Here is a 13695-nt window from a genome sequence, read left to right on the forward strand (position 1 = left end):
GGTTTTTTGGAACGTTATCCGTTCCTAAAAACCTTCATACTGATATTGGGGGCACACCGTATGAATATCGTTTTAATGGGTTTGCCTGGTGCTGGTAAAGGTACTCAAGCAGACAAAATTGTTGAGAAGTACGACATCCCTCATATTTCTACAGGCGATATGTTCCGTGCAGCTATGAAAAACGGTACGGAATTAGGGCTTAAAGCTAAATCGTATATTGATAAAGGTGCATTGGTACCGGATGAAGTTACGATTGGCATCGTTCGTGAACGTTTAAGCCAACCTGATTGTAATCAAGGATTCTTACTAGATGGCTTCCCACGTACAACTACTCAAGCTGAAGCATTGGATGGTATTCTATCTGATCTTGGCAAAAAAGTAGAGTATGTTGTGAACATCGAAGTAGAACAAGAAGAATTGATTAAACGTTTAACAGGTCGTCGTATCTGTAAAGTATGTGGCTCTTCTTATCATTTAGTTTTCAATCCTCCTAAAGAGGAAGGAAAATGTGATAAAGATGGAGGAGAACTTTATCAAAGAGCAGACGATAATCCGGAAACGGTCACTAACCGTCTGGAAGTAAATATCAAGCAATCTCAACCATTACTTGACTTTTACGGTAAGAAAAATGTTTTAACTAACATTAATGGTCAGCAAGATATCAATGATGTATTTGCTGATGTTGATGCTCTATTAAAAGGCAACCGCAACTAATACCCGATTAAGGGCGCAGATATCTGCAACCGCGGGAGTATGTGGTAGCATAGCGGAAAGTTATTTTCGAGAGCTGCAAAAGCATATTGTACCCGGTCTATGCACTGATGAATAATTTGTATCTTTTGTAGGATACCATTTATCCTTGATGCAATCTCTATTCTGAAAGGGTATAATGGGTTTCGTGGAAAAGTATCTGTGTAAACGGGTATGCAGGATCTCATCTAGGACAGCCGGGGATCGTGTGAGATACAGGTATAACCTGGCACATAAATCTTGGTTCGAGAAGCGAAGCCTGATGTAGCGTCTTTCGAACATCTCTCATACAATCCAAACATATGTTGAGGCATGTAACTTACTCTTGCAGCAAATTCCGAAAGAATTTGACGATAAGAACCTGAATTGCACATATAGAAGGGAGACAGGGTCGATGGCGAAAGACGATGTAATTGAAATCGAAGGCACAGTTGTTGAAACTTTGCCAAACGCGATGTTTAAGGTAGAATTAGAAAATGGTCATACAGTTCTTGCACATGTATCAGGCAAAATTCGTATGCACTTTATTCGCATCTTACCTGGAGATAAGGTAACAATTGAGTTATCTCCATATGATTTAACTCGCGGTCGTATCACATACCGTTTTAAATAATCTTTTGCACTCCGGACCACTAAGGAGGTTAGGTTAGATGAAAGTGAGACCATCTGTGAAACCGATCTGCGAAAAATGTAAAGTTATTCGCCGACGCGGTAAAGTAATGGTAATCTGTGAAAATCCTAAACACAAACAAAAACAAGGATAATTCCCAAGGAGGTGTACATCGTACATGGCACGTATTGCTGGTGTTGACATTCCACGCGAAAAACGCGTTGTAATTTCATTAACATACATTTTCGGTATCGGTAACACAACAGCTAAAAAAGTTCTTGCTGACGCTGGTGTTTCAGAAGATACTCGAGTTCGTGACTTAACTGAAGACGAACTAAACAAAATCCGTGAACAATTAGATAAATATAAAGTTGAAGGTGATCTTCGTCGTGAAACTTCACTTAACATTAAACGTCTAATGGAAATCGGTTCATTCCGCGGTATTCGTCACCGTCGTGGCTTACCAGTTCGTGGACAAAATTCTAAAAACAATGCGCGTACGCGTAAAGGTCCTCGTAAAACTGTAGCTAACAAGAAAAAATAATAGGTAAAGGAGGTTTCTTCTTAACATGGCACGTAAACAACAAACTCGTAAACGTCGTGTGAAAAAAAATATCGAATCTGGTATTGCACACATCCGTTCTACATTTAATAATACAATTGTAACCATTACAGACATGCAAGGTAATGCTGTTTCATGGTCTTCAGCAGGTGCACTAGGTTTCAAAGGTTCTCGTAAATCTACACCATTCGCTGCTCAAATGGCTGCTGAAACTGCTGCTAAAGCATCTCTAGAACATGGTTTAAAAACTTTAGAAGTAACTGTTAAAGGTCCTGGTGCAGGTCGTGAAGCTGCTATCCGTGCACTACAAGCTGCAGGTTTAGAAGTTACAGCTATCAAAGACGTAACTCCAGTTCCTCATAATGGTTGCCGCCCACCAAAACGTCGTCGTGTATAATAGTTGCAACTCTCTTATGTATTGAGTACACTTTTTATACACAAACAGAATTTAACAATCTTAATGATTGATTGACATTCGATTTTATTGGAAATAATACCATATATTCGATGTTTTGAAGGAGGGTAAATTGAATGATCGAAATTGAAAAACCAAAGATTGAAACCGTTGAGATCAGTGATGATTTAAAATACGGCAAGTTTGTTGTAGAACCACTTGAACGTGGGTATGGCACTACTTTGGGTAATTCACTACGTCGTATCCTTCTGTCTTCTTTACCAGGAGCTGCTGTAACTTCAATTCAAATTGACGGCGTACTACACGAATTCTCTACTATTGAAGGCGTTGTAGAAGATGTTGCATCAATTATTTTGAATATTAAAAAGCTAGCTTTAAAAATCTATTCTGATGAAGAAAAAGTCATTGAAATTGATTTTAAAGGTGATGGGGTTGTAACTGCTGCTGATATTACACATGACAGTGACGTAGAAGTATTAAACCCAGATCTATACATTGCAACTGTTGCTAAAAATGGTCATCTTCGTATGCGTATGTATGCGCAACGTGGACGTGGATATACTCCAGCTGATCAAAACAAACGTGAGGATCTTCCTATCGGCGTGATCCCGATCGACTCTATTTACACTCCAGTTTCACGCGTCAACTACACAGTTGAAGGTACTCGTGTTGGACAATCTTCCGATTTCGATAAACTTTCACTTGATGTGTGGACAGATGGCAGCATCGGTCCAAAAGAGGCGATTTCGCTCGGAGCTAAGATTTTAACCGAGCACTTAAATATCTTCGTTGGTTTAACTGATGAAGCAAAAACTGCTGAAATCATGGTTGAAAAAGAAGAAGATCAAAAAGAAAAAGTTCTAGAAATGACTATTGAAGAACTTGATCTTTCTGTTCGTTCTTACAACTGCCTAAAACGTGCAGGTATCAATACAGTTCTTGAATTGGCTAACAAATCTGAGGACGATATGATGAAAGTACGTAATTTGGGACGTAAATCATTAGAAGAAGTAAAAGCGAAGTTAGAAGAGCTTGGTTTAGGGTTACGAGAAGAAGACTAAGCGACTTTATAGTATGTAAGATCAGTAATTGAACGAAGGAGGGAAACATCCATGGGTTACAGAAAACTTGGACGTACAAGTTCTCAACGTAAAGCGTTGTTACGTGATTTAGCAACAGACTTAATCATTAACGAACGTATTGAAACAACAGAAACTCGTGCGAAAGAATTACGCTCAGTAGTTGAAAAAATGATTACTCTAGGTAAACGCGGTGACTTACACGCACGTCGTCAAGCTGCTGCATTTATCCGTCATGAAGTAGCAACTTCAACTGATGCTGAAGGTAACGAATCAACAGTTTTTGCTCTTCAAAAATTGTTTGATGATGTAGCACCACGCTACGCTGACCGCCAAGGTGGTTATACTCGCATTATGAAAATGGGACCTCGCCGTGGTGACGGTGCGCCTGTAGTTGTAATTGAATTAGTTTAATTATGACAATGCGGGGGAGGGTGTACTTGTTCACAATAATTTGAACTTACACCCTCTTTTTTTCAAAAATGAAGATTTATACGACAAATTTAAAAGCTGAGCGTTATGATGAGCGGACTTGTGCTGTCTCGTTTAGCTCTACGCACCCCATTCACGTTTAAGGTCTGAGCAACCTTAGAACGCGAGATATCGAATTATGCGCATTTCTCTGAATGGGGTGCGCGCTTTTTTATTTCAATTTGATAGGTATTTATAGAATCGACTTTTGCCATATTGGGCAAAGTCGTATTTTTTTAAATAAAACTATTTCCCGCTAGTAATCATACATAAAACAGTGTAAGTTATAGAAGAGTAGAGCTTAGGATTGTCTAGCGAGAGGAGATTAAACACATGCATGAAATCTTATCACTGAATAATGTGACATTCACATATACACCTGACGAGCCCACAATAAAAAATGCAGTTGAAGATGTTTCCTTTAAGGTAGAAGAGGGCGAATGGATTGCAATTGTAGGTCACAACGGTTCAGGTAAATCAACTATTACTCGCCTTATTAATGGATTACTTTTTCCACAAAAGGGAACAGTACAAATTATGGGGCAACTATTAAACGAAGAAAACTTATGGGAAATACGTTCTCAAATCGGAATGGTTTTCCAAAATCCTGATAATCAGTTTGTAGGTGCTACTGTGCAAGATGATGTAGCATTTGCCTTAGAAAATAATGGTATACCTTATGATGAAATGGTCAAGCGTGTTCATGAGGCTTTAGATCAAGTAAAAATGGGTGATTTTTTAAATCATGAGCCACAGCATCTATCAGGTGGACAGAAGCAACGTGTTGCTATAGCAGGAGCACTTGCATTGCAACCACGCTTACTTATATTAGATGAAGCAACATCCATGCTTGATCCGCAAGGGCGTCAAGAGGTACTTTCAATAGTGAGAAACCTTCGTGAGAGAACAGGGTTAACAGTTTTATCGATTACACATGATTTAGAAGAAGCAATTATGGCTGATCGACTATTGTTTATGAATGGTGGCAAAAAGTTTGCTGAAGGGACTCCTTCTGAAATTTTTACATTAGGCGATCAATTAGTTGAACTGGGATTGGATTTGCCGTTTGCCATGAAGCTTACAAAGCTCCTACAGGCAGAAGGTTTACAACTTCTAGGTGAACACATGACAGAAGAACAGTTGGTGAATGATCTATGGATATCGAACTTCAAAAAGTAAACTTTGCCTATGCACCAGGCACTCCTTTTGAAAAAAGAGCTTTATTTGATGTGGATTTAGCTATTCCTTCAGGTAGTTATCAAGCCATCATTGGACATACTGGTTCAGGTAAATCAACAATTTTGCAGCATTTAAACGCTTTATTAAGGCCTACGGATGGAGCAGTACGTATTGGAAATAAAACCATTACGTCAGGAAAAAAAGATAAGGATATCCATCTAGTACGCCAAAAAGTGGGCATTGTTTTTCAATTTCCTGAACATCAATTATTTGAAGAGACTGTTTTAAAAGATATCATATTCGGCCCAATGAACTTTGGTGTGTCGGAGGAAGAATCAATTGAACGTGCTCATACATTAGTAAAATTAGTAGGATTACCTGAAACAGTACTTGAGAAATCACCTTTTGATTTATCAGGTGGACAAATGCGTCGGGTTGCGATTGCCGGTGTATTAGCAATGGAACCAGAGGTAATTGTTTTGGATGAACCAACTGCAGGACTGGATCCTAGAGGTCGTAAAGAAATAATGGAATTGTTTTATCATTTACACAAAGAACGAAATTTAACCACTATTTTGGTAACACATAGCATGGAGGACGCAGCACGTTATGCGGATCATATTGCAATTATGCATGAAGGGCAGTGTGTTTTAACAGGTACACCTCAAGAAATTTTTAATGATGCGGAAAAATTAGCTAACTTCCGTTTGGAAGTACCTCATATTGTTCGTTTTCAAAATCAATTTGAACAGAAAATTGGTCGTAGGCTACCAAAGCTTTGTTTAACAGAAGAAGAGCTGGCAAAATTGATTGCGAAAGTGTTACGTGAGGAGCGTGATGATCAATGATGGAAAAAATGATTTTCGGTCGATTCATTCCAGGTGATTCATTTATTCATAGATTAGATCCACGTTCAAAGCTTATATTCGTATTTGCGTTTATCATCGTAGTCTTTTTGGCCAATAATACACCGTCATACATTGCATTATTAGTGTTCACTTTACTAATCATATTGATATCACGCATTAAAGTGTACTTTTTAATAAATGGTTTAAAGCCGGTTTTACTATTAATGGTATTTACTTTTTTATTGCAAATATTCTTTACGAAAGAAGGCCCATTATTATTTGGGTGGAAATTTATCCATATTTATGAAGAAGGGCTTAGACAAGGAATATATATTTCCGTTCGATTTTTAGTATTGGTTTTGGTTACTTCGATTCTAACATTAACTACCTCACCAATATCTATTACTGATGGGATGGAAGTATTGTTAAATCCCCTGAAAAGGTTCAGACTACCTGTACATGAATTGGCATTAATGATGTCTATTTCGTTACGCTTTATCCCAACATTAATGGATGAAACAGATAAAATTATGAAGGCACAAATGGCTAGAGGTTCTGATATCACTATTGGGCCAATAACAGAACGGATAAAAGCAGTTGTTCCATTATTAGTACCGTTATTTGTAAGTGCTTTTAAAAGAGCTGAAGACCTAGCAACAGCTATGGAAGTGCGAGGATATCGTGGAGGAGAAGGCAGAACTCGTTATCGTCAATTAAAATGGCGTTTTGGAGATACGGTAGTACTTCTTTCTATTGTGGTGATGACAGTTTTATTAATATATTTGCGTAGTTAATAGAAATAGGAGATTGCATAACGATGAAAAGAAGAATGAAAGCCACCATCGCATATGATGGTACCAATTTTTCGGGATATCAAGTACAGCCTGAACAAAGAACTGTACAAGAGGAAATTGAAAAGGTACTGACTAAAATGCATAAAGGTGAGATCGTCCATGTGACAGCAAGTGGTCGAACGGATGCCAGGGTTCATGCAACAGGACAGGTTATCCATTTTGATACAACTTTATCTATTCCTCTTGATCGTTATGTACGAGCATTAAACGTTCAATTGCCAAGAGATATTCGTGTAATGAAAATAGAGGAAGTAGCTGAAGGCTTTCATGCGCGCTATAGTGTCCATGGTAAGCGGTATCGCTATATTTGGTCATGTGAAGCAATTCAGAGTCCTTTTAGACGTTTTTATGCAACACCTACCAATGGGGTGAAGCCAGATGTTGAGGCAATGGAGGAAGCAGCACAGTACATTCTAGGAACGCATGATTTTTCATGTTTTTGTGCGGCAAATACAAGTGTGAAAGACAAAGTTCGAACAGTCTCTTCTTTAGCGTTCGAGTGGCATGGAGAAGAATTGCATATGGTGATTGAAGGTAATGGCTTTTTATATAATATGGTGCGCATTATCGCAGGTACTCTTTGGGAAGTTGGGATTGCTAAACGTAAGCCTAACGAGTTGGCTGAAATCATAGCATCTATGGACAGAGGAAAAGCAGGGAAAACTGCGCCAGCACAAGGTTTATACCTAGAAAATGTGCACTATAATACTTGAAGCAACATTTCCAGGTGTTTTTCTCTAAATGCTTGACTTACATTGCTATTTGTTGTAAGATGACATATGGTATTTTCATTACCCCACAAGATAAGCCCCGAATCTTAGCTTTTGAGGATAAAGAAAACAATTGGAACAGAGTAATAGAAACAATTTGATAATTGTAGGAGGATACTAAAATGCGTACAACATTCATGGCTAAAGGTCACGAAGTAGAACGTAAATGGTTAGTTGTAGACGCTGAAGGCCAAACTCTTGGTCGTCTAGCTTCTGAAGTAGCTGCTATTTTACGTGGTAAACATAAAGCAATCTATACACCAAACGTTGACACAGGTGATCACGTAATCATCATCAACGCTGAAAAAATTGAGTTAACAGGTAACAAATTAAAAGATAAAATTTACTACCGTCACACTCAATTTGCTGGTGGTTTAAAAACTCGCACAGCAGGCGAAATGAAAGAAAAATATCCAACTCAAATGTTGGAATTAGCAATCAAAGGCATGCTTCCTAAAAACTCTTTAGGTCGTCAAATGTTCAACAAACTACACGTTTATACTGGTTCTGAACACCCACATGCTGCACAAAAACCTGAAGCTTACGAGCTTCGCGGATAATAATTAGAGGAGGATACAAACCTTGGCACAAGTTCAATATATCGGCACAGGTCGTCGTAAAAGCTCAACTGCCCGCGTACGTTTAGTACCAGGCGAAGGCAAAATCGTTATCAACAACCGCGACGTTGAAAACTACGTCCCATTCGCATCTTTACGCGAAGTTATTAAACAACCATTAGTAGCAACTGAAACTCTAGGCAGCTATGATGTTTACGTAAATGTAAACGGTGGTGGTTTCACAGGTCAAGCAGGCGCAATCCGCCACGGTATCGCTCGTGCGTTACTAACAGTTGACCCTGATTTCCGTCCAGCACTTAAATCAGCAGGTCTACTTACTCGTGACCCTCGTATGAAAGAACGTAAAAAATACGGTCTTAAAGGCGCTCGTCGTGCACCTCAATTCTCAAAACGTTAATTATTGGTGCTTCCAAGACTCTCAACCGATTTGGTTGGGAGTCTTTTTTATATGCCTTTTAAGTAAGAACCATAAGGTTGAGAAATTAGGTAGGCATATGAAATTCTTCGATAATAAAAAAAGTGACCGCTTTTATACGGTCACTTAGAAATCGTTTTTCTATCTGTATAGCTCTTTTTGGTTCTTATCCAACTTGTTGATCCGATGGTAAATGCGGAATAGTACTTGTACTAGTGGTTCAAGTTTTTTTGAGAAATAAACCACAAGACTACTTGTTGCCAAAGAAAGTACGATACTTCCGATCACGTCATATGGATAATGAACGCCAATATATATACGTGAAAGTCCAACCATTGTAGCCCACAGTAAAATAATATATTTACCACGGGTGTTTCGTAAAAACAATGTCCATGCAATCGCAAATACTAATACTGCATGATCACTTACGAATGAAGAGTCTGCTGCATGCGCTACTAATTTGTGGACATGGTGTGTTACAAATGGACGGGGGTGATAATAGAAAAAGTGGATAATTACATTAATAAATAATGCAATTGCTGCAGAAAAAGCAGCATATACTGTAGTGTATCTTATTTCGATACCCTTTTGTTTATTCCCTATAAACCAAAGGTATAACAGCAGAAGGACAACCACATATGGGAGACTATTTGAAAGGAATATCATCAAATTATCCAATAATGTGGAATGTCCGGCTAGTCCATTAATTTGTTGAAATAGCTCGTAATTCATTTCTTTTAATTCCTCCACAAAATAAATTCTATATTAATTGACGAATTAACTTAATTAAAGTTGTCGCTATTTCAGGATACTACAGTAAAAAAGTTTATGAATAAAAATAAAATGAAAGTATTATTAAAAATCTATTAAAAAGATAATGCGATCAAAAAATTATGTGGAGATAAACTTCTATACATGAAAATAATTGGAAAATATTATGAGATGAATGGTATGCTATTGATATATTGCTTTGAAATGAGTGATTGCATGAGTATTTTTATATTGGAAGATGATGTGATTCAAGCACAGCATATGCGGCGGATGGTTGAGAAAATTTGCGGGGAATACCAATTGCCGTATGATTTCATTGAAGTAACACGCAAGAGTGAGCGTATTATTGAAAAAATTCCTCTGACCAATTACATACCGATATATTTTTTGGATATTGAAATTAAGAATGAGGAACGTAAGGGTTTGAAAGTAGCACAAGAGATTCGAAAATATGATGCGCAAGGAATTATTGTGTTTGTGACAACCCATTCCGAATTTGCTCCAATTTCATATCAATATATGGTTTCAGCATTAACTTTTATTGATAAAGGATTGCTATATGATGAACGCTACCGAATGTTTGAACAATGCTTGCTCCATTATCAAGCACGAAATATCGATAACATTGAAAATGATGATTTCATTGTTGATAATACGCACACAACTGTACGGGTACCATTTGCTACTGTGGAATATATTATGACTGACGAGCCACATCGTTTAGCTTTAGTGACAGCTAATCGTTTAATTCATTTTTATGGCACGTTAAAAGAAATTGAATCTTTAGATGCGCGATTATTCCGATGCCATCAATCCTATATTGTCAATAAAGCACAAATCTCTTCTTATGATGTGGCACAAAAAATGATTGTAATAAAAAGTGGGAAACGCATTCCTGTATCGCGCCGTTCAGTGCGCAAAGTACGTCAAATGTTAAAGGATGAGTTGTAATGTATACATATGATATGGTGGCGTTGGTATTTATTGGGATAAGTCATGTCTTATTGTATGTTCAGTTAATACGGTACAATCGCCTGTCCTATGTAATGGTGATTTCTTTAAGCCTCGTCTTTACATTTTTGCTTGGATTCGTTGTAACAGTCACTGGTTATCCTGAATTGAATATAATTATGTTATTGCTGTTCTTATTAAGTTTAGGTTTGATGCAAGATGCGCTAACATTTATGCAAAACTTTTATTTTGCGTTAGTCAGTATGGTAAGTATTACATTAGTAAAAATGGTGTTAATAGAAGTTGGTATGTGGTTGTTTATGCTAACACCATTTAATTTATATTTATGGACAGCTAGTATAATTCACCTCATCGTTTCGTTTGTAATTGTCATTTGTATTTTACTTTTGCGAAAGCAGATTCATAGGCTAGCTCAGTTTATTGTGGAAAGCCCCCTTTATCAGGTAAGCTATGTGCTGCTGGGTATCGGACTTATTGTAGTGTTAATTTTAACTTATCCTGCCACTAATCTATTAGCTACATTGCACCAACAGTATGGACGAATAAGTTATATTACTGCATTTATTTTATTTTTCGTGTTGCTGTTAATTGTTTTAATTGGTTCACATTTAGCTAAAGGTAAATTATTAGAAGAACAACAGGAGCGTTTAGATAAGGAACTCCTAAATTATGTAGAGAAGTTAGAACTTATGCATGATGAATTAGCAACTTTCCGTCACGATTACATGAATGTGCTATTAGCGTTAGAGGAAGCTGTTCGAGCCAAAAATTTAGAGCAAATCGAACAGGTTTATAATGATGTTTTAGCCCCTACTTCAAAATTGATCAACAATCATAAGTTGGAAATCGTTAAGTTATCACGTGTTACTATTCCTGAAGTAAAAAGTGTGTTGAGTGTAAAAATGATTAGTGCGCAGCAACAACAATTGAAGGTAATGGTTGATATTCCAGAAACAATTGAAGAGATTGCAATGCCCATTGTCAATTTTATTCGTGCCATTTCCGTTATTTTAGATAACGCGATTGAAGAAGCAGTTTGTAGTAAGGACAAAGTATTACAATTTGCTTTCTTTGAAATGGAAAAATCTCAGTATTTTATTGTGTGTAATAGTTGCAAGCACAAAGTGATTAATTTACAACAGATATACAAAAAACGTTATTCTAGCAAAGAAGGAAATCGAGGATATGGACTGTTTTCGTTAAAGAGAATAATTGATAATACCACTTATGCTACTTTAGAAACGACTTTTGAAGCCCCATATTTTACTCAAACTTTAATACTAAAAAAATAGTGATGCGAAAAGTGTCGCTATTTTTTTATGACCATTTATGATGAAAAATGAACCAAGTAAGATCAAACTACATCTTTTAAACCGTTCATTTTATACACTTCCATTAAGGAGGGGGATAATGGCTGGTATTGTTTTCACTGCAATCATAAGCATAGGGTTACCATTTATTGCATTGATCTATGCATGTTATAAAAAGCGGTATATTCCATTTGTATTGGGTGTACTTACATTTGTTGTTTCGCAAGTTTTACTTCGTATACCATTACTGCAATATTTAGCGGAGCATAGCGTTGCCTATTCAATGTTTAGTGCTACGCAACCTATTTTATTTGCCATAATGATTGGTTTATCAGCAGGTATTTTTGAAGAGCTCGCTCGTTTTATCTCTATACGCTTTTTTATGAAACAAAGGGACTGGCAATCAGGCTTTTTACTAGGAACAGGGCACGGTGGTATTGAAGCTGTACTATTGGTTGGTAGTAGTGTGGTAACCTTATTGATTTATCCTACCGTTCTTTCCAATAGTAGTACTTATTTTATCAGTGGTATCGAGCGTTTCTTTGCGATGCTACTTCATATTGGACTTTCAATTATTGTGTTACAAGGTGTTGTGCGAAAGAGCTTTCTTTATATCATACTTCCTATTATGCTACATGGTGTTATTGATACGCTCATCGGGATTATGCCGTTATACCTGCCCAAAGATCGAGTGTTATTGGTTTTGGAAGTAACTTTAGCAATTTATGCGTTAGTTGTTTTTAGTTATAGTTTATGGATAAAAAGAAAGGGTGTATTGCTATGAAGAAAATTTTATTTGTAATGTTTAGTGTTTTAGTAATGCTAGGACTTGTCGGATGTGGTGGCAATAAAGTGGATGAGTCAACTTCAAAAAAATATATCTCAAAAGGGGAGGAGATTGTTTCATTATTAAATGAAGGCAAATATGAAGAAGTGCATACTATGTTTGATGCTGAAATGACTGCAGGATTATCCGTAAATAAAATGCAAGACCTTACACCTATTATCAAGCAATCTGGTAAATTTGAAAAGATTGATAAATCTTCCGTTGAAGAAAAAGATGGTATTTATATTGTCATTCTCGTTGCAAAATATAGTGAGAACAATCGAGTTTTTACAATAAGTTTTAATAATAAAGATGAAGTGGCAGGATTATATATTAAGTAAAACTTCCTTTGGTGCTAGTACGATTCTTTAAGCAGGATAAAATAGTGTATATTCACAACAAGAGATATGGTTCAACGCCCCGTAAAAGCGGGGCGTATTTTTATCCACATCCAAAAGTGATTTCGAAATGAATAATGTACATAATTATTGTCCAACTTTGAATAGAGGGGACGACATATACTTCTTTACACAGGCATATGTTAGTGTAAAAGGGGGTGTCTATGGTTGAAACGTTGGTTCATATGGAGTGTAGTATTATTAGCTTGTATACTCTTAGTTGTGTATGAAACAAAAGCATCTAATCGTGGCTTCTTTATTTCAGAAACTTTAGGTGGCGTTAAAATTGTAGTAGATGCTGGACATGGCGGAATTGATGGTGGTGCATCCACATCAGAACTTGTAGAAAAAAATATAACGTTAGCAATTGCGCAAAAAGTGGAAAAGCTCTTAAAAGAAAAGGGAGCAAAAGTCGTCATGACACGCACGAAAGATGATGATGTGATCACTGAGCATCAACCGAATGCCGAATTTTCAACATTAAGAGAAAGAAAAAAAGAAGATATCTTTCTAAGAGAGAAATTGGTGAATGAAGCAAAGCCAGATTTGTTTATTAGCATTCATGCGAATGCCATTCCAGAATCAAAGTGGCATGGCGCTCAAGTATTTTATCATAAAGATGGTCATCCTGCGGGTGAGATATTAGCTAAAGCGATTCAAGATTCAATCAAAGAACAGCTAAAAAATACTGATCGTGAAGCATTAGCTATTAAGCAAGTCTATTTACTCAAAAAGGTTAAGATGCCATCAGTACTTATAGAAACAGGGTTTTTAAGCAATCCAAATGAAGCAGAATTACTATCCTCACCAGATTACCAACAAAAAATGGCCGAAGCAATTGTAGCTGGAATCGAGCGCTATTCAGATTCTATTGTAGAATGAGTAGC

Annotated in this window: 19 protein-coding genes; 18 read left to right on the forward strand and 1 reads right to left on the reverse strand. The window is 36.9% G+C overall.

Annotated features, from left to right (window positions below; translation table 11 throughout):
- Window positions 1–60: 60 nt before the first annotated feature.
- The 13 genes from CEF14_RS14900 to rpsI all read left to right on the forward strand — a co-directional run bounded on the left by CEF14_RS14900 (window position 61) and on the right by rpsI (window position 8513).
- Complete coding sequence (locus CEF14_RS14900) at window positions 61–714, forward strand: adenylate kinase (protein ID WP_102693563.1); 654 nt, start codon at window positions 61–63, stop codon at window positions 712–714.
- A 430-nt stretch (window positions 715–1144) separates the two neighbouring features.
- Window positions 1145–1363 carry a translation initiation factor IF-1 gene (gene infA / locus CEF14_RS14905; RefSeq protein ID WP_038179110.1) on the forward strand — a complete coding sequence of 73 codons (219 nt, stop codon included), beginning with the start codon at window positions 1145–1147 and terminating at the stop codon, window positions 1361–1363.
- 37 nt (window positions 1364–1400) lie between these two features.
- The gene (gene rpmJ, locus CEF14_RS14910; protein ID WP_000868344.1) at window positions 1401–1514 is read left to right on the forward strand and encodes a 50S ribosomal protein L36; all 114 of its coding nucleotides are present in this window, start codon (window positions 1401–1403) and stop codon (window positions 1512–1514) included.
- 24 nt (window positions 1515–1538) lie between these two features.
- Complete coding sequence (gene rpsM, locus CEF14_RS14915) at window positions 1539–1904, forward strand: 30S ribosomal protein S13 (protein ID WP_102693564.1); 366 nt, start codon at window positions 1539–1541, stop codon at window positions 1902–1904.
- Between the two features lie 25 nt (window positions 1905–1929).
- Entirely contained in the window at window positions 1930–2319 is a 390-nt protein-coding gene (gene rpsK, locus CEF14_RS14920; protein ID WP_102693565.1) for a 30S ribosomal protein S11, read from the forward strand.
- Between the two features lie 134 nt (window positions 2320–2453).
- Window positions 2454–3398 (forward strand): DNA-directed RNA polymerase subunit alpha, encoded by a 945-nt coding sequence (locus CEF14_RS14925; RefSeq protein ID WP_102693566.1) that lies wholly within the window; start codon window positions 2454–2456, stop codon window positions 3396–3398.
- 51 nt (window positions 3399–3449) lie between these two features.
- A complete protein-coding gene (gene rplQ, locus CEF14_RS14930; RefSeq protein WP_102693567.1) occupies window positions 3450–3830 on the forward strand; it encodes a 50S ribosomal protein L17 in 381 nt (126 codons plus the stop codon).
- A gap of 390 nt (window positions 3831–4220) precedes the next feature.
- Window positions 4221–5066: an energy-coupling factor ABC transporter ATP-binding protein gene (locus tag CEF14_RS14935; RefSeq protein ID WP_102693568.1), complete on the forward strand. Its 846-nt coding sequence runs from the start codon at window positions 4221–4223 to the stop codon at window positions 5064–5066.
- Window positions 5042–5914, forward strand: a complete 873-nt coding sequence (locus CEF14_RS14940) for an energy-coupling factor ABC transporter ATP-binding protein (RefSeq protein ID WP_102693569.1) — start codon at window positions 5042–5044, stop codon at window positions 5912–5914. Before CEF14_RS14935 ends, CEF14_RS14940 begins: the two co-directional genes overlap by 25 nt.
- Window positions 5911–6708, forward strand: a complete 798-nt coding sequence (locus CEF14_RS14945; RefSeq protein ID WP_102693570.1) for an energy-coupling factor transporter transmembrane component T family protein — start codon at window positions 5911–5913, stop codon at window positions 6706–6708. The genes CEF14_RS14940 and CEF14_RS14945 overlap by 4 nt, the downstream gene beginning before the upstream one ends.
- 23 nt (window positions 6709–6731) lie before the next feature.
- Window positions 6732–7481 carry a tRNA pseudouridine(38-40) synthase TruA gene (gene truA / locus CEF14_RS14950; RefSeq protein WP_102693571.1) on the forward strand — a complete coding sequence of 250 codons (750 nt, stop codon included), beginning with the start codon at window positions 6732–6734 and terminating at the stop codon, window positions 7479–7481.
- A 179-nt stretch (window positions 7482–7660) separates the two neighbouring features.
- Window positions 7661–8098: a 50S ribosomal protein L13 gene (gene rplM / locus CEF14_RS14955; RefSeq protein ID WP_102693572.1), complete on the forward strand. Its 438-nt coding sequence runs from the start codon at window positions 7661–7663 to the stop codon at window positions 8096–8098.
- A 22-nt stretch (window positions 8099–8120) separates the two neighbouring features.
- The gene (rpsI, locus tag CEF14_RS14960) at window positions 8121–8513 is read left to right on the forward strand and encodes a 30S ribosomal protein S9 (RefSeq protein ID WP_102693573.1); all 393 of its coding nucleotides are present in this window, start codon (window positions 8121–8123) and stop codon (window positions 8511–8513) included.
- A gap of 159 nt (window positions 8514–8672) precedes the next feature.
- Here the strand turns inward: rpsI and CEF14_RS14965 are convergent, their stop codons facing one another.
- Window positions 8673–9263, reverse strand: coding sequence for an undecaprenyl-diphosphatase (locus tag CEF14_RS14965; RefSeq protein WP_102693574.1), 591 nt, complete (start codon window positions 9261–9263; stop codon window positions 8673–8675).
- A gap of 255 nt (window positions 9264–9518) precedes the next feature.
- On the opposite strand from CEF14_RS14965, the gene CEF14_RS14970 reads away from it, so the two are divergent.
- The 5 genes from CEF14_RS14970 to cwlD all read left to right on the forward strand — a co-directional run bounded on the left by CEF14_RS14970 (window position 9519) and on the right by cwlD (window position 13690).
- Entirely contained in the window at window positions 9519–10253 is a 735-nt protein-coding gene (locus CEF14_RS14970) for a LytR/AlgR family response regulator transcription factor (protein ID WP_102694423.1), read from the forward strand.
- Window positions 10253–11566 (forward strand): GHKL domain-containing protein, encoded by a 1314-nt coding sequence (locus CEF14_RS14975; RefSeq protein ID WP_102693575.1) that lies wholly within the window; start codon window positions 10253–10255, stop codon window positions 11564–11566. Before CEF14_RS14970 ends, CEF14_RS14975 begins: the two co-directional genes overlap by 1 nt.
- Window positions 11567–11684: 118 nt before the next feature.
- Complete coding sequence (locus CEF14_RS14980) at window positions 11685–12368, forward strand: YhfC family glutamic-type intramembrane protease (RefSeq protein WP_102693576.1); 684 nt, start codon at window positions 11685–11687, stop codon at window positions 12366–12368.
- Entirely contained in the window at window positions 12365–12751 is a 387-nt protein-coding gene (locus CEF14_RS14985) for a DUF3887 domain-containing protein (RefSeq protein ID WP_102693577.1), read from the forward strand. Before CEF14_RS14980 ends, CEF14_RS14985 begins: the two co-directional genes overlap by 4 nt.
- Window positions 12752–12976: 225 nt before the next feature.
- Entirely contained in the window at window positions 12977–13690 is a 714-nt protein-coding gene (gene cwlD, locus CEF14_RS14990) for an N-acetylmuramoyl-L-alanine amidase CwlD (protein ID WP_102693578.1), read from the forward strand.
- The last annotated feature ends 5 nt before the right edge of the window (window positions 13691–13695 follow it).

The organism is Rummeliibacillus pycnus (genome assembly GCF_002884495.1).
Lineage (GTDB): Bacteria > Bacillota > Bacilli > Bacillales_A > Planococcaceae > Rummeliibacillus > Rummeliibacillus pycnus.

Excerpts from the sequence above, each read along its gene's own strand:
- CEF14_RS14900 (WP_102693563.1), top strand. The coding sequence starts at position 61 with ATGAATATCGTTTTAATGGGTTTGCCTGGTGCTGGTAAAGGTACTCAA.
- infA (WP_038179110.1), top strand. The coding sequence starts at position 1,145 with ATGGCGAAAGACGATGTAATTGAAATCGAAGGCACAGTTGTTGAAACT.
- rpmJ (WP_000868344.1), top strand. The coding sequence starts at position 1,401 with ATGAAAGTGAGACCATCTGTGAAACCGATCTGCGAAAAATGTAAAGTT.
- rpsM (WP_102693564.1), top strand. The coding sequence starts at position 1,539 with ATGGCACGTATTGCTGGTGTTGACATTCCACGCGAAAAACGCGTTGTA.
- rpsK (WP_102693565.1), top strand. The coding sequence starts at position 1,930 with ATGGCACGTAAACAACAAACTCGTAAACGTCGTGTGAAAAAAAATATC.
- CEF14_RS14925 (WP_102693566.1), top strand. The coding sequence starts at position 2,454 with ATGATCGAAATTGAAAAACCAAAGATTGAAACCGTTGAGATCAGTGAT.
- rplQ (WP_102693567.1), top strand. The coding sequence starts at position 3,450 with ATGGGTTACAGAAAACTTGGACGTACAAGTTCTCAACGTAAAGCGTTG.
- CEF14_RS14935 (WP_102693568.1), top strand. The coding sequence starts at position 4,221 with ATGCATGAAATCTTATCACTGAATAATGTGACATTCACATATACACCT.
- CEF14_RS14940 (WP_102693569.1), top strand. The coding sequence starts at position 5,042 with ATGGATATCGAACTTCAAAAAGTAAACTTTGCCTATGCACCAGGCACT.
- CEF14_RS14945 (WP_102693570.1), top strand. The coding sequence starts at position 5,911 with ATGATGGAAAAAATGATTTTCGGTCGATTCATTCCAGGTGATTCATTT.
- truA (WP_102693571.1), top strand. The coding sequence starts at position 6,732 with ATGAAAAGAAGAATGAAAGCCACCATCGCATATGATGGTACCAATTTT.
- rplM (WP_102693572.1), top strand. The coding sequence starts at position 7,661 with ATGCGTACAACATTCATGGCTAAAGGTCACGAAGTAGAACGTAAATGG.
- CEF14_RS14965 (WP_102693574.1), bottom strand. The coding sequence starts at position 9,263 with ATGAATTACGAGCTATTTCAACAAATTAATGGACTAGCCGGACATTCC.
- CEF14_RS14970 (WP_102694423.1), top strand. The coding sequence starts at position 9,519 with ATGAGTATTTTTATATTGGAAGATGATGTGATTCAAGCACAGCATATG.
- CEF14_RS14975 (WP_102693575.1), top strand. The coding sequence starts at position 10,253 with ATGTATACATATGATATGGTGGCGTTGGTATTTATTGGGATAAGTCAT.
- CEF14_RS14980 (WP_102693576.1), top strand. The coding sequence starts at position 11,685 with ATGGCTGGTATTGTTTTCACTGCAATCATAAGCATAGGGTTACCATTT.
- CEF14_RS14985 (WP_102693577.1), top strand. The coding sequence starts at position 12,365 with ATGAAGAAAATTTTATTTGTAATGTTTAGTGTTTTAGTAATGCTAGGA.